This is a genomic window from Methylobacterium sp. J-076, assembly GCF_022829405.1.
Taxonomy (GTDB): domain Bacteria; phylum Pseudomonadota; class Alphaproteobacteria; order Rhizobiales; family Beijerinckiaceae; genus Methylobacterium.
On sequence record NZ_JAKSXW010000055.1, the window covers coordinates 20909 to 36100 of the forward strand.

General features: G+C 71.6%; 12 protein-coding genes and 1 tRNA gene. 9 read left to right on the top strand and 4 right to left on the bottom strand.

Annotated elements, in window-relative coordinates:
- Positions 1–11 precede the first annotated feature (11 nt).
- Positions 12–242 (bottom strand): hypothetical protein, encoded by a 231-nt coding sequence (locus MKK53_RS04165; RefSeq protein WP_243927110.1) that lies wholly within the window; start codon positions 240–242, stop codon positions 12–14.
- An 87-nt stretch (positions 243–329) separates the two neighbouring features.
- Positions 330–422, bottom strand: a tRNA-Sec gene (locus MKK53_RS04170).
- A 177-nt stretch (positions 423–599) separates the two neighbouring features.
- Between MKK53_RS04170 and MKK53_RS04175 the strand changes: the two genes are divergently transcribed.
- From MKK53_RS04175 to MKK53_RS04215, 9 genes are all read left to right on the top strand, one after another.
- Positions 600–3014, top strand: coding sequence for a sensor histidine kinase NtrY-like (locus MKK53_RS04175; protein ID WP_243927112.1), 2415 nt, complete (start codon positions 600–602; stop codon positions 3012–3014).
- A complete protein-coding gene (locus MKK53_RS04180; RefSeq protein ID WP_243927114.1) occupies positions 3011–4375 on the top strand; it encodes a sigma-54-dependent transcriptional regulator in 1365 nt (454 codons plus the stop codon). Before MKK53_RS04175 ends, MKK53_RS04180 begins: the two co-directional genes overlap by 4 nt.
- Before the next feature lie 188 nt (positions 4376–4563).
- Complete coding sequence (gene hfq / locus MKK53_RS04185) at positions 4564–4815, top strand: RNA chaperone Hfq (protein ID WP_238249876.1); 252 nt, start codon at positions 4564–4566, stop codon at positions 4813–4815.
- A 351-nt stretch (positions 4816–5166) separates the two neighbouring features.
- Complete coding sequence (gene hflX, locus MKK53_RS04190) at positions 5167–6576, top strand: GTPase HflX (protein WP_243927116.1); 1410 nt, start codon at positions 5167–5169, stop codon at positions 6574–6576.
- Positions 6577–6587: 11 nt separating this feature from the next.
- Positions 6588–7838, top strand: coding sequence for an adenylate/guanylate cyclase domain-containing protein (locus MKK53_RS04195; protein WP_243927118.1), 1251 nt, complete (start codon positions 6588–6590; stop codon positions 7836–7838).
- A gap of 139 nt (positions 7839–7977) precedes the next feature.
- Entirely contained in the window at positions 7978–8211 is a 234-nt protein-coding gene (locus tag MKK53_RS04200) for a hypothetical protein (RefSeq protein WP_243927120.1), read from the top strand.
- Positions 8212–8330: 119 nt separating this feature from the next.
- On the top strand, positions 8331–9218 hold the full coding sequence (locus MKK53_RS04205; protein ID WP_243927122.1) for a putative selenate ABC transporter substrate-binding protein: 888 nt from the start codon (positions 8331–8333) through the stop codon (positions 9216–9218).
- A gap of 14 nt (positions 9219–9232) precedes the next feature.
- Positions 9233–9910 carry an ATP-binding cassette domain-containing protein gene (locus MKK53_RS04210; RefSeq protein ID WP_243927124.1) on the top strand — a complete coding sequence of 226 codons (678 nt, stop codon included), beginning with the start codon at positions 9233–9235 and terminating at the stop codon, positions 9908–9910.
- Complete coding sequence (locus MKK53_RS04215; protein WP_243927126.1) at positions 9910–11439, top strand: PhnE/PtxC family ABC transporter permease; 1530 nt, start codon at positions 9910–9912, stop codon at positions 11437–11439. The genes MKK53_RS04210 and MKK53_RS04215 overlap by 1 nt, the downstream gene beginning before the upstream one ends.
- A gap of 153 nt (positions 11440–11592) precedes the next feature.
- On the opposite strand, the gene MKK53_RS04220 is transcribed toward MKK53_RS04215, so the two are convergent.
- Positions 11593–12366, bottom strand: coding sequence for a transglycosylase SLT domain-containing protein (locus tag MKK53_RS04220; protein ID WP_243927128.1), 774 nt, complete (start codon positions 12364–12366; stop codon positions 11593–11595).
- A 542-nt stretch (positions 12367–12908) separates the two neighbouring features.
- Entirely contained in the window at positions 12909–15149 is a 2241-nt protein-coding gene (locus MKK53_RS04225) for a TonB-dependent siderophore receptor (protein ID WP_243927130.1), read from the bottom strand.
- Between the last annotated feature and the right edge of the window lie 43 nt (positions 15150–15192).

Genomic DNA, 15192 nt, shown 5'->3' on the forward strand with positions numbered 1-15192 from the left:
CGCAGGCGGCCCTACCGCAGGTAGCCGTGGGCGCGCAGGTCCCGCTCCACCTCGGCTTCGAGGGTGGCGAGGGGGTTGTCGTTCACGGCGGCGGGCGGACGGAGGGGGCGCATCGGCGCGGGCCGGGTGTCGAGCCCCGGCAGGATGGCCGGTGGCGGTGGCGGCGACCGCCGGGCGGCGAGGCCGGACCTGAGGCGGCTCATCGCCTCGCGGGCGGCGGACGTGAACGACTGTCCGGACATCGTGTGCCAGCCCCGCTGCGGGCCCATCCCGCACACGGGAATGCCGGGCGGGCCGCCGCGTTCCCGTCCCCGGGGCGCGGCTGAGAATGGCGGAAGCGGATGGGAATCGAACCCACCGTACGCTGTTGGCGTACCGCTGGTTTTGAAGACCAGGAGGGCCACCAGACCCCGTTCGCCTCCACCGACCGGCCTATTCACCGGGCCGGCCCCGGTCAAGGATGGGCGCCGGCCCCGGGGCCGGAGGCGGCAGTCGGCCGCAGGGCAGGGGCGGTCGCGCCTTCCAGACCGGGGGAAAGCCTTTCGCGCCGGGGCCGATTCGTATTAATTCCGCCACACTGTTGTGGCCCCGCACCACTCATGCCTTTCTTCTCCCGTTCCGGGGGCGGCACCGCGGGCGGCCCCGATGCGGGCGGCCCCGGCTCCGCTCCAGACCCGGCCGGCACCCCCTCCGGGGGGGCCCCGCCGAAGGTGGATGCGCCGCTGGCCGAATCCCTGCATCCGGGGCCGCGGGGGCCGGGCTGGATCGGCGCCGCCGTGGTCGTTACGGCGCTCGTCTGCGCGCTGACCACCTTCCTGATCCTCGCGGGCGTCATCCGGGTCACCCCGACGCCGACCTACGGGATCACCCTGCTTGCCATCAACGTCGCCCTGGTGCTCGGGCTCGCGGTGGTGATCGCCTGGGAGGCCCGGGTCTTCCTGCACGCCCGCCGGGCCAACGCGGCGGTGGCGCGGCTGCATTCGCGCATCGTCGGCCTGTTCTCGCTGATCGCCATCCTGCCGACGATCCTGCTCGCGGTGGTGGCCTCGGTGACCATCGACCGGGGCCTGTCGCTGGGCTTCACCGACCGGGTGCGGGACGTGGTGCTGAAATCCGTGGAGGTGGCCGACGCCTACCAGGAGAACCAGTGCCAGTCGCTCGCCCGGGAGATCCGCATCCTGAACGACGACCTCACCCGGGCGCGGCCGAACTTCGACGTCAACCGGACGTGGTTCGAGACCTTCCTGACCACCCGGGCCACCAACCTCGGCCTGCCGGTGGCGCAGATCATGCGCGGCCCCACCGACGTGGTGGCCCGGGCCAACATCGACGTGCTGAAGCAGGTCCGCCTGCCCTCGGCGGCGGCCTTCGAGGATGCGGGCAAGTCGAGCGACCCGATCTGCCTGCTGCCCACGGAGGGGCGGGTCTTCGCCGCGCTCCTGCGGATGCCGGCCTACGACGACGCGGTGCTGATGGTGCAGCGGGAGGTGAACCCCCTGGCCATCGAGTTCCCCGGCGTGTCCCGGGCGGCGGCGGCCGAGTACCTGACCTACGATTCCCTGCGCCGCTCCATCCAGATCACCTTCGCGGTGGTGTTCCTGCTGATCGCGCTGATCGCGCTCCTGTCGGCGGTGTGGTTCGGGCTGAACTTCGCCAACCGGTTCGTGGCCCCGATCCGCCGGCTCATCAACGCCGCCGACCAGGTGGCGTCGGGCAACTTCTACGCCCAGGTGCCCACCAAGAAGACCAGCGGCGACCTCGGGAGCCTCGGCGAGAGCTTCAACAAGATGACCCAGGAGCTGCGCCGCCAGCATGCCGGGCTGATGGCCGCCAACGACCTGATCGACGCCCGCCGCCGCTTCACCGAGGCGGTGCTGTCGGGCGTCTCCCCCGGCGTCATCGGCCTCGACGCGGCGGGGTTCGTGACCATCGCCAACCCCGCCGCCGAGCGGATGCTCGACCTCGGCAGCGACCGGCTGGTGGGCCAGCCGCTGGGCGTTGCGGTGCCGGAACTCGCCCCGGTGCTGGCCGAGGGCGAGGCCCGCCAGCGGGCGGTGCAGCAGCAGATCCAGCTCATCCGCACCCGCGGCGAGCGCAAGGAGGAGCGCACGGTCACCGTGCGGGTCACGGGGGAGCAGGCGCCGGGGGGGGCGCGGGGCGCGGTGGTGACGCTGGACGACATCACCGACCTCGTCCAGGCCCAGCGCACCTCGGCCTGGGGCGACGTCGCCCGCCGCATCGCCCACGAGATCAAGAACCCGCTCACCCCGATCCAGCTCTCGGCGGAGCGCATCCGGCGCAAGTACGGCAAGGTCATCGTGACCGACCGGGAGGTGTTCGACCAGTGCACGGCGACGATCGTGCGCCAGGTCGACGAGATCAAGCGCATGGTGGACGAGTTCTCGGCCTTCGCCCGGATGCCCAAGCCCGCCATCGCCCCCAACGACCTGACCGAGATCGCCAAGCAGAACCTCTTCATGATCCGCGTCGCCCACCCCGACATCGAGTTCGCCTTCTCGGCCCAGGGCGGGGCGGGGGCCTCCGAAAAGATCGTGGCCGCCTTCGACATCCGGCTCCTGTCGCAGGTGATCACCAACATCCTCAAGAACGCCGTCGAGGCGGTGACCGAGGTGCCCCCCGAGGTGCTGGGCAAGGGCCGGATCGCCCTCGACCTCGCCGTGGAGGACGGGTTCGCGGTGATCACCGTGACGGACAACGGCAAGGGTTTCCCCGCCGAGGGGCGCCAGCGGCTGCTGGAGCCCTACATGACGACCCGCGAGGGCGGCACCGGGCTGGGGCTTGCCATCGTCAGCAAGGTGCTTGAGGAGCACGGCGGCGGGATCGCCCTCAACGACAACCCCGCCGGCCGCGGCGGGCAGGTGCGGATGCGGGTGCCGCGCGAAGCCGGCCCCGAGACGCCCGACGCCGCCCCGGGCACGGGGCGGACCCCGGCCACGACAGAGGAGAAGGGCGCCGCACCGACGGCCCCCCGGATCGCGGAGATGCAGGCATGAGCGCCGATATTCTGATCGTCGACGACGAGGCCGACATCCGCGACCTCGTCGCCGGCATCCTGGACGACGAAGGCCACCGCTGCCGCACGGCCGGCGGTTCCGACGAGGCGCTCGCGGCGATCGAATCGCGCCGCCCGCACCTCGTCTTCCTCGACATCTGGCTCCAGGGCTCGCGCCTCGACGGGCTCCAGGTGCTGGACCTGATCAAGGCCGCCCATCCCGACCTGCCGGTGGTGATGATCTCCGGCCACGGCAACATCGAGACCGCCGTCTCGGCCATCAAGGCGGGCGCCTACGACTTCATCGAGAAGCCGTTCAAGGCCGACCGGCTGATCCTCGTGGCCGAGCGGGCGCTGGAGGCCTCGCGGCTGCGGCGGGAGGTCCGGGACCTCAAGGCCCGCTCGGGCTCCGCCGACCAGATCGTCGGCGGGTCGCTGGCGATCAACCAGCTCCGGCAGACCCTGGAGCGGGTCGCCCCCACCAACGCGCGGGTGATGATCACCGGGGCGCTGGGCGCCGGCAAGGAACTCGCCGCGCGGACCCTGCACCGGGCCTCCGCCCGGGCGAACGGCCCCTTCGTGCTGCTCAACGCCGCCACCATCCTCCCCGAGACGATGGAGGCCGAGCTGTTCGGCGTCGAGGGCGAGAACGGCCGCCGGGTCGGCGCCCTGGAGGAGGCCCATGGCGGCACCCTCTACCTCGACGAGGTGGCCGACATGCCCCGGGAGACGCAAGGCCGGATCCTGCGCGTCCTCGTGGACCAGAACTTCCAGCGGGTCGGCGGGACGACGCGGGTCCATGTGGATGTGCGCATCATCTCCTCCTCCTCCCGGGACCTTCAGGAGGAGATCGCCGCCGGCCGCTTCCGGGAGGACCTGTTCCACCGCCTCTCGGTGGTGCCGATCCGCGTGCCGGCCCTGTCCGAGCGGCGCGAGGACGTGCCGGAGCTGATCCGCTTCTTCATGGACGGCATCTCGGGCCAGACCGGCCTGCCCAAGCGCGTCATCGCCGAGGACGCGATGGCGGTGCTCCAGTCGCACAACTGGCCGGGCAACGTCCGCCAGCTGAAGAACAACGTCGAGCGCCTGATGATCCTGACCCAGGCCGACCCGGAGCAGGAGGTCACCTCCGAGATGCTGCCCTCGGAGATCGGCGCCCTGGTGCCCACCACCCCGGCCGGGGCGGGGGGCGAGAAGCTGATGAGCCTCGCCCTGCGGGAGGCGAGGGAGATCTTCGAGCGCGAGTACCTCGTGGCGCAGATCGCCCGGTTCTCCGGCAACATCTCGCGCACCGCCGAATTCATCGGCATGGAGCGCTCGGCCCTCCACCGCAAACTCAAATCCTTAGGGATCGGCCCGTAAGGGCCTGCCACGGCGTATGAGAGCGCCGCCGATCCGTCACGTTCCGACCGGAACGGGCCTTGCTTCGGGGCACGCTTTGGACTGCTAATGCTTTATGCAGGGCCGCCGGCGGAAACTCGGACGATTCCGCAGGCGGTGACCCATCCCGGCCCAGGTGCCCCCGCCGGGACAACAAACAGGCGAAGAAAATGGCCGGCGAACGCGCACAGAACCTTCAGGACACCTTCCTCAACCACGTCCGCAAGAACAAGATTCCGCTGACGATCTTCCTCGTCAACGGCGTAAAACTGCAAGGCGTCGTGACGTGGTTTGACAACTTCTGCGTGCTTCTGCGCCGGGACGGTCATTCCCAGCTCGTCTACAAGCACGCCATCTCGACCATCATGCCCGGCCACCCGGTGCAGCTCTTCGAGCCCGACGAGACCCCCGAGAAGGCCTGACCGCGGCATCTCCCTTCCCCGTGGGGAGCGTCGAGACGCTCGGCGGTTCCCTCTCATCTCATCCTCTCCCTCATCCCGAGGTGCGGCGAAGCCGCCCCGGAGGAGGCCTCCAGGGATCGCTGTGCGGTCTGGAGCCCTTCTTCGCGGCCCGCTGACGCGGGCACCTTGGGAGGAGGGCGAGGATTGGGGCGAGCGCCGGAAGGGGCACGCCGGCCCCCCTGCGTCCCTGCGCGCGTCGGCGAAACACAGACGGCAGGGAGACGGGGAGGGGGGCGCCGTTGGCAGAAGCCCGGCCAGCGCCCATATGAGCCTCAGCCCATAAGAACACGAACCGGCGAGCGCCCCTTCCGCATGAGCGAAACTTTGACCTCGGGTGAGGCCCGGCTGAAGGCCCATGCGGCTCCCGAGGGCGAGATCGCCGCCTCGACCCGGACCCTGGTGATCGGCCCCTACCTCGCCCGCGGGAGCACGGGTTTCGGCCGGGTCGCCCCGCCGACCCGCTCCGTGGAGGCGCGCCTCGACGAGGCCACCGGGCTCGCCGCCGCCATCGAACTCGACGTCACCCAGAGCCTCCCCGTCGGCCTGCCGCGGATCCGGCCCTCGACCTATCTCGGCAAGGGCCGGGTGGATGAGATTGGCGGGCTGGTGAAGGCCGAGGAGATCGGCCTCGTGGTGATGGACTGCGCCCTCTCGCCGGTGCAGCAGCGCAACCTCGAGAAGGCCTGGGGCGCCAAGGTCATCGACCGCACCGGCCTGATCCTGGAGATCTTCGGCCGCCGGGCCTCCACCCGGGAGGGCACGCTGCAGGTGGAGCACGCCCACCTCGCCTACCAGAAGTCGCGCCTCGTCCGCTCCTGGACCCACCTGGAGCGCCAGCGCGGCGGCTTCGGCTTCCTCGGCGGCCCCGGCGAGACCCAGATCGAGGCCGACCGGCGGATGATCCAGGAGCGCATGACCCGGATCGAGCGCGACCTCGATTCGGTGGTGCGCACCCGGGGCCTGCACCGCCAGAGCCGGGCGCGGGTGCCCTACCCGATCGTGGCGCTGGTGGGCTACACCAATGCCGGCAAGTCGAGCCTGTTCAACGCCCTGACCAAGGCCGAGGTCACGGCCAAGGACATGCTGTTCGCCACCCTCGACCCCACCGCCCGGGCGACCAAGCTCCCCCACGGGGAGACGGTGATCCTGTCCGACACGGTGGGCTTCATCTCCGACCTGCCGACGCCGCTGATCGCCGCCTTCCGCGCCACCCTGGAGGACGCCATCGAGGCCGACGTGCTCCTGCACGTCCGCGACGTCAGCCACGAGGACAACGCGGCCCAGGCCGAGGATGTGGGCCAGGTGCTCAACGAGCTCGGCATCGACACCGCCGACGGCCGGCTGATCGAGGTCTGGAACAAGTCCGACCTGCTGGACGAGGGGGAGCGGACGCGGCTCTTCAACCTCGCCGGCCAGGGGCGGGTGCGCAACGACCGGGACAGCGACGCCCCGGTCCTCGTCTCGGCCCTGACCGGGGAGGGGCTCCCCGCCCTGACGAGCCGGATCGAGGCGCGGATCGCCCGGACGCGGACGAGCTTCGCGGTCTCCCTGCCCCCGGAGGACGGGGCCGCCCTCCACTGGCTCTACGAGAATGCCGAGATCCTCGACCGGCGCAACGAGGCCGACGGGACGCTCCACCTCGCGGTGCGCGTGGCGCCGGAGAAGGAGCCGCGCTTCCTCAACCGCTTCGCCGGGGCACGGCGCCTCGGCCGTGCCGGATGAGCGGACCCGCGATGGTGTCCGCGGCCCGGATCGGCGAGTCGGACGACGATGCCGCCCTGCGGGTGATGCAGCAGGGCGGGCGGCCGCGGCTGATGGCCCTGCGGATCGTGATCGTGCTGGTGCTGCTCATGGCGGCCCAGGCCTATGACGGCTCGCTGCACGCCCTCAGCCACTGGATCATCCTCGGCCTGTACGGGCTCGGTACCCTGTGGTTCGGGCTGGCCGAGCGCCGCCGCGGGCCCGATGCGGGGGCCTCCTCGCTGGCCGGCACCGGCCTCAACGCCCTGCTCGCGGTCTACGTCATCGTCGAGCACATGATGGCCGGGGGCGGGACGGGGGAGGGGGCCGACGCGGTGAGCCGCCTGCCCGCCTACCTGCTCCTGCTCCAGACCGGCCTGAGCATGCAGGTGTCCCACACCCTGCTGTTCTGCGGCCTCGTCACGGCGAGCTGGGTGGGCGCCTTCCTCATGGGCCTCGCCTACCCGCACCTGTTCCCGGGCTTCAACGGCGACGTGCCGATGCAGGTCATCGGGCTCTCCGCCTTCGTCGCCACGGGGCTGCTCGTCGCGGACGGCGTGGCGCGCCTGCGCAGGGCGGTCGACCGGACCCTGCAGGTGGAGCGCGAGCGCGGCCGGCTCGCCCGCTTCGTGCCCAACGCCATCGCCCGGGACCTCGCCTCCGACGCCCTGGGCGTCCACCGCCGCCACGCCTGCCTGCTGATCCTCGACATCCGCGGCTTCTCGGCGCTGAGCCGGGAGCATCCGCCGGAGGAGATGGTGGCGGCGCTGATGGAGGTGCGGGCGCAGGCGCAGGGCGCCGTCGCCGCGCAGGGGGGCATCGTCGACAAGTATATCGGCGATGCGGTGCTGGCGCAGTTCGTCACCGGGTCGGCGCAGGACCAGGCCCGGGCGGCGGCGGCCTGCGCCCTCGACCTCCAGGTCCGCCTCGCCGCGGTCAATGCCGGGCGCCGGGCCGCCGGCCTGTTCGCCATCCGCACCGCCTCCGCCCTGCACGCGGGCGACCTCCTCGTCGGCGTGTTCGATGACGGGGTCCGGGCGGAGTACACGGTGCTCGGCCCGGCGATGAACACCCTGGCCCGCATCGAGGCGCAGGCGAAGGCCGCGGGCCTCGCCGTCGCCGCCTCGGAGGCGATCGTGGCGCTGCTCGGCGGCCCGCAGGCCGCGCCGTTCCGCCCCCGGCCCGTGCCGGGCTCCGCCGCGGCGGAGCTGGGCCCGCTCTACGCACTCGACCCGGACGCCTGACCCGGACCGGGCCTCCCCGGCGCGATCACGTTTGCGTGCGACCGGGTCTCCGGGGCCGGATCGCCGCCCGGCCACAGGAACCGCGTCCGGCGGACCCCGTTCGCAGGCAGCGGCGCAGGGCCGCGGAGAGACCGTCGCCATGAAGAAGATCGCCCTCGGTGCGCTGCTCGTCCTCGGGCTCGCCGCCGGTACCGCCGCACCGGTCTTCGCCGCGCCGGGGGACGGCCTCGACCGGGACGCCGCCGCCCAGGGCAACGGGCGCTTCGGCAACATGCACAGCGGCGCCGAGATGGGCTCCCGGAGCGCCATGATGCCGGGCGGTGCCATGCGCCGCCCCCACCACCACCGCCGGCATCGCCGCCACCACCGCTGACGGACGGGCGCCGGGGAGGTCCGGGCGGCCTCTCCGGCTCATTCCCCTCCACCTCCGCATGCGCTACCTGACGTCGCCATGGGCGCGCCGGTGGCACGCGGCGGGGGGGGCGGGGATCGATGATCGGGATAGGACGGATCGCACGGCTCGCGGGCGGCCTCCTGGCCGCCGGGCTGGCCCTGGCGGGGCCGGCATGGGCGCAGGCCAAGCCGCCCCTCGTCTTCACCGGCATCCCCGACCAGGACGAGAGCCGTCTGGTGGAGCGGTTCGGCAAGGTGGCGCAGTACCTCGAGGGCAAGCTCGGCGTGCCGGTGCGCTACGTGCCGGTGAAGAGCTACCCCGCGGCGGTGACCGCCTTCACCAACGGGCAGGTGCAGCTCGCGTGGTTCGGCGGCTTCACCGGGGTGCAGGCCCGCAAGGCCGTGCCGGGCTCCCAGGCCATCGCGCAGGGGGCCGAGGACGCGGCGTTCCGCTTCTACCTCATCGCCAACGCGGCCACGGGGCTGCCGCGCTCCGCCGACTTCCCGAAGGCCATCGCGGGCAAGACCTTCACCTTCGGCGCCCGGGCCTCGACCTCCGGCCGGCTGATGCCCGAATACACGATCCGCCAGAACTTCCCCGGCGAGACACCCGAGCAGGTCTTCTCCCGGGTCGGCTTCTCCGGCGACCACTCGCGCACGATCCAGCTCGTCCAGTCCGGCGCCTTCGAGGTGGGGGCGGTCGACTACTCGGTGTGGGACCTCGATTCCAAGGGCGGCAAGGTCGATCCCAAGGCGGTGTCGGTGATCTGGGAGAGCCCGCCCTTCCCCGACTACCAGTGGACGGTCCGCGCCGACGTGGACAAGACCTACGGCGAGGGCTTCACGGACAGGCTCCGGGCGGCCCTCGTGGACGTCACCGACCCCGCCATCCTCGAACCGTTCGGGCGCTCGAAGTTCATCCCCGTCTCCAACGCGGCCTACGCGCCGCTGATCGAGGTGGGCAAGGCGACGGGACTGCTGGACTGACCCCGGACCGGCCGGTGCGATCGCCCCCCCCTGCGCCCGTCGTCGTCCTCGCCGGGGCGCGGGCCGCCTATGGCGGGCGCGAGGTGCTGTCGGGCATCGACCTGACGGTGCGCAGGGGCGAGCGCGTCGCCCTGATGGGCCGCTCGGGGGCGGGCAAGTCGACCCTCCTCGGGCTGATCCAGGCGCAGATCCCCGACCGGGTCGCCCTGGTGCCCCAGGCCGCCGCCCTGGTGCGGACCCTGAGCGTGTTCCACAACGTCTACATGGGCCGCCTCGACCGGCGCTCGACCCTGCACAACCTGCGCACCCTCCTGCGCCCGGCCCGGGCCGACGTGGCCGAGGTGGGCGCGGTGCTCGCCCGGGTCGGCCTCTCCGAGACGCTCTGGGCGAAGGCCGGGGCCCTGTCGGGGGGGCAGCAGCAGCGGGTCTCGGTGGCCCGCGCCCTCTACAACGGCCGCCCAGTGCTGGTGGGCGACGAGCCGGTCTCGGCCCTCGACCCGCGCCAGGGCGAGGCGGTGCTCGCCGAACTCGCCGCCGGCCACGAGACCCTGGTCCTCGCCCTGCACGACGCGGCCCTGGCCCGGGCCCTTTGCGACCGGATCGTGGTGCTGGAGGCCGGGCGCATCGTCCTCGACGCCCCGGCGGGGGAGGTCGATCCGGCCCGGCTCCAGGCGTCGTTCGAGGCCCCCTGATGCGCCTCGCCCTGCCGTCTCCGGGCTATCGCGGGGTGAGCGGCGGGTTCGCCGTGGCGGCCCTCGCCTGCCTGTCCGTGGCGGACCTGCACGTCACCACCCTCCATCCGCTGGCCGAGCTGACGCGCTTCCTCGGGGGGCTGATCCGGCCGGACTTTCCCGCCGTCGAGGCGTGGGGCGTCGCCTACACGGTCGCCTTCGCGGTGCTCGGGGTCGGGCTCGGGGCGGGGGCGGGGCTGCTCATCGCCATCCCCTTCGCCCGCTCGCGGGGGGTGCGCCTCGCCTGCGCGGCCCTGCGCTCGGTCCACGAGCTGTTCTGGGCGCTGCTGCTGATGCAGGTCTTCGGCCTCTCGGCCACGACCGGGGTGCTCGCCATCGCGCTGCCCTATGCCGGGATCTGCGCCAAGGTCTATTCGGAGATCATCGAGGAGGCGGACCTCTCCGCCCTCCGGGTGCTGCCCCCGGGGACGGGCGCCGCCTCGGCCTTCGCCTATGCCCGCCTGCCGGACGTGGCGGGGCGCTTTGCCGACTACACCCTCTACCGCCTCGAATGCGGCCTGCGCTCCAGCCTCGTGCTCGGCTTCATCGGCCTGCCCACCATGGGCTTCACCCTGGAATCGGCCTTCCGGCAGGGGCGCTACGCCGAGGCGGGCGCCCTGCTCCTGGTCTTCTACGGGCTGATCGGCTCCCGGCGGCTCTGGGTGCGGCGCTGGAGCGTGCCGCTCCTCCTCGCCGGTGCCGTCCTCGCCCTGCCCCCCGCCATCGGCCACGCGGAGGTGGGCCCGAGCCTCGTCCGCTTCCTCACCCACGACATCGTCCCGGCGCCCCTGCGGACGGGGGAGGGGACACTCCCGGCCCTGTGGGCGTGGTTCCGGCCGATCCTGACCGGGCAGATCCTCCCCGGGACGGCGCAGACCCTGGTCCTCGCCCAGATCGCCCTGGTGGCGACGGCGCTCGGCGCCCTCCTCCTGTTCCCCCTGACGGCGCGGCGCTTCGCCGGGCCGGTGGGGCGGCCCTTCGGCCGGGTGCTCCTCGTCGCGGTGCGCTCCACGCCCGACTACATGCTGGCCTATCTCTGCCTGCAGCTGCTCGGCCCCTCGATGCTGCCGGCGATCATCGCCCTGTCGCTGCACAATGCCGGGATCGTCGGCACCCTGATGGGCCAGCACGCCGACGCCATCCCCTACCGGGCCGACGCGCCGCGGGGGATGAACCTCTACGCCTACGAGACCCTGCCGCGGCTCTACGGGCAGTTCCTGGCGCTCCTGCTCTACCGGTGGGAGCTGATCCTGCGGGAGAGCGCGATCTTCGGCATCCTCGGCGTCACCACCCTCGGATTCTACGTCGATGCGGCGATCTCGGAGCTGCGCCTCGACGTGGCGGTGGTGCTGATCGCATCGACCGCCCTCCTGACGGTGGCGGTGGATGCCCTGTCGCGGCGCCTGCGCCGGTCGCTCCGGATCAACGACCTGCCGGTGCGCCTGTCGGGTCCGCCGGCCGTCGCCCGCGGCGAGGCCGTCGGGGCGTGATCCCCCCTCTGGCCCCCGGGCCCGCGGGCGGTGCGGCCCGCGATGGGCCGGCACCGGGAGACGCCGCGGCCTCGGCCCGGTCCGCGCTGGCCGGCCGTCCCTTCGGGTTCGCGCCCCCGGTCCGGACAGGTCCGGACCGGGGGCGCGGAGCGGTCAGTTGCCGCCCTGCATGAGGCTGAGGACGATCTCGCCGTAATCGCGTCCGCCTTCGAGGTACGGGCTGTTGGGGTTTCCGCCGGTCTCGTAGGCATCGGCCACGGCGCGCAGGTCGTTCCCGTATTGCTGGCTGTAGCCGGCCAAGTCCTGGACCATCATGCCGATCCCGATCTCGGGATTCATGCGATCCTGCCCGGCGAACTTGCCGGTGGTGAAGGCGGCATCCTGATCGTTGATCTGCGCGATGCCGAGGCTGGTGCCGCCATCCCCGACCGCCTTGGCGTCGCCGCTCGACTCCTTCATCAGCTCCGCAGCGACGAACTGGTAGGTGAGGTGCGCGCCGTTCGCGTTCGCCTCGTCCACATATTTCTTGATGGTCGCGCCGTGCTGGTTCCAGATCTCCTGGAGATTGGCGGGCATCTCGGCCGTGGCCCCGCCGCCGGCCGCGCCGCCCCCCGCCGAACCGGAGGAGCCTGAGCCACCGGCGGACCCCGCCGAGCCGTTGGAACCGGCAGAACCCTGCGATGCCGGCTGCCCCTGGGTCGACGCCGCCGAGCCGCCTTCGTGGTGGGGCGCCGCCTTCAGTATCTGGCCGATGTCCATCAGAATTTTTTCGGACAATCCGTCCTTGTTGGACGATGAACTCATCATCTGACCCAGGTCGGTCAGCAACTTGGAGAACAGAGTTCCCAAATCCTCTTGCCCGCCACCGGTCGAAAGTTCGGACGGCAGGGTGGATTGGCGAACCGAAGCGATATCACCGACGCTCATGGGAACCTCCTCTGCGACAGGTCGCGTCGATTTCTTAATTTTGTTCGTATCGCGAAGCAAGTTTTGCAGCCATTCAGCGGAAATATCTCGCCTCGCTTGCACTTATTTCGATCCGACAACCCCAGAGTAACCTGACGAAAACATGATGAGCCGCCTATAAGCTTTCATATGACGGGCGATAGGGACGATATTCAGTCCCTCAGCCTGCCGGTCCAGATGTCTCGGACACGGTTTCGCGACGTCGGAGCCATTCGTCCGACGAGGATCGCGACGGCGGCGATGCCGGGAAAGATGAGCGCAGGGGACGGGGTGGCCACGTACTGCGAGACGAGCCTGGGACGGCGGCCTGTCCCCGCCGGGGGGCGCGCGATGACTTCGCGCCGCGGCCCTCGGGCCCGGCCGGCGGGCGCGCCGGGCGATTCGGTGGCCGCGAGGACGCGCGCAGGGCCGGGCGGGGGCTCAGCGGCCGGCCCGGCCCCCGTGGGAGGCCCGGGCCGTCACCGAGGACGAGGGCGGTCGAGGGGCGGTGAGGCGGGTGGCCCTCACCACCTCGTGCTGAGGCTCGCCAGCACCCGCCGCGCGTCGCCGTAATAGCAGGACGTGATGGTCTGGCACGAGGAGACGAACCGGCGGTCGGCGAGGTTGGTGGCGGTGACGGCGATCCGCCAGCGGTCCCAGTTGTAATGGACCTGCGCGTCGAACAGCACGTAGTCCGGGACCCGGTAGAGGTTGGCCGTGTCCGCGAAGGAGCGGCCGAAGTAGCGCACGCCGCCGCCGAAGCCGAAGCCGCGCAGGTCGCCCACGGGAATCGTGTAGTCGACGAAGGCGTTGGCGAAGTTCTCGGGGATGTTGACCGGCACCTTGCCGAGGATGTCGGCGCTGCCCCGCTCGTTGGTGAGGCCGTAGATCGTGTAGGAGGCGGCGACGTTGAGCCCGTCGAACACGCTCGCCACGAGCTGCGCCTCGAACCCGGTGGAGCGCACCTCGCCGAGCTGGGCCTGGAAGAAGACGTTGGCCGGATCCGGGGTCAGCACGTTCTTGCGGTGGATGTCGAAGCCGGCCAGCGTCAGGAAGTAGCCCTGGCCCGGCGGCTCGAACTTCACGCCGCCCTCGACCTGCGTGCCCGTCTCCGGCTTGAAGGTCTGGCCGCCGAGGCTGGTGCCGATCAGCGGCTGGAACGAGGTCGAGTAGCTCACATACGGTGCGATCCCGCCGTCGAAATTGTAGATCAGCGCGGTGCGGTAGGTCGTGCCGCTGTCGCTGCGGCCGGTGTTGCCGGCCCCGTTGTTCAGCCTGTCGATCACCCGGTTGTCGGCGAAGTCCTGGCGCCCGCCCAGCACCAGGGTCAGGCGGTCGGTCAGCTTGATCTGGTCCTGGAGGTAGAGGCCGAGCTGCTGGAACGTGTTGGAATTGATGAGGTACGGGCTCGGGGTGCCGTCCGCGCCCGCGTAGACCGGGGCGAGGAAGTTCAGGTTCGAGGCCGGGAACAGGGACGCTTGGTTGTCGGTGAGGCGGTAATCCTTGTAGTCCAGGCCCATCAGCACGTCGTGGCGGAAGTATCCGTCGGAGAAGCGGGCCTCGGCCTGGTTGTCCACCTGGAACAGGTTCACGCGGGCATGGTCGCGGAACTGGTAGCGGGCGATCTGCGTCTGGGTGGCGTCGCCGAAGGCGTAGCCGAGCTGGCCGATATCGGAGTTCTGGTAGCTCTCGGCGAAGGAGTAGCGCAGGTTCTGGCGGAAGGCCCACGTGTCGTCGAACACGTGCTCGAACTCGTAGCCGAGGAAGGCCTGATCGCGCTGGAAGGTGTTGAGCTTGGCGTCGCCGACGTTGAGGGAACGGGGGATGCGCAGGCCCAGCGCCTGCGGTCGCACCGTGCCGAAATACGGCAGGAAGTTCGCCGTGACGGCGGTGTTGTCGTGCTGGACCGAGGTGAGGATCGTGAGGGTCGTCGCCCCGTCCGGCTTGTAGGTGACGCTCGGCGCGATGAGGTAGCTGTCGTCGGGGGCGCCGTCGACCTGCGTGCCGCCGTTCCGGCCGTAGCCGGTCATGCGGTAGAACCAGTGCCCCTCCCGGTCGACCGGGCCGCCGAAGTCGAAGGCCGCGTATTTCTGGCCGAAGGAGCCGCCGCCGATCTCCACGGTGCCGAACGGCTCGGCGGTCGGGCGCTTGCTCACCTGGTTGACGATGCCGCCGGGGGAGCCGGCGCCGAACAGCACCGCCGCGGGCCCGCGCAGGATCTCGATCCGCTCGAGGCCGAACGTGTCCACGTTGTAATAGCCGAAGCCGTAGTTCAGCGTCTGCAGCCCGTCCCGGTAGATGCCGTAGTCGCTGACGTTGAAGCCGCGCAGGTAGAGGAAGGTGTTGCGGGTGTCGGCGCCGAAGGTGCCGGCGAAGGTGCCCGCCACGTACTGCGTCGCCTGGGTCAGGGTCTGCGCGTTCTGGGCGTCGAGCTGCTGGCGGCCGATGACGGTGATCGATTGCGGCGTCTCGATGAGCGGCGTGTTGGTCTTGGTGGCGGTGGTCGTGCGCGTCGCCACGTAGCCGGCCACGGGCCCCTTCGGGTCCTCGATGCCCCGGCCCGCGCCGCCGGCCGCGCCCCCCGCCACCGCGCCCGCCGGGGTGCCCCCGCCGCGGCTCTCCACGCTGATCTCGTCGAGCTGGACGCTCGCCCCGCCGCGGGATGCGGCCTGCTGCGCGGACGCCCCGGTGGACAGGGCGACGAAGGAGGTGCCGGCGAGGAGGAGGGCGCGCGTGGCCCCCGAACGAATGCGATCGACTCTCACTGCCTTGCCCCCCCGAACCCCTGAGACCAGCCGGACCCGTTCG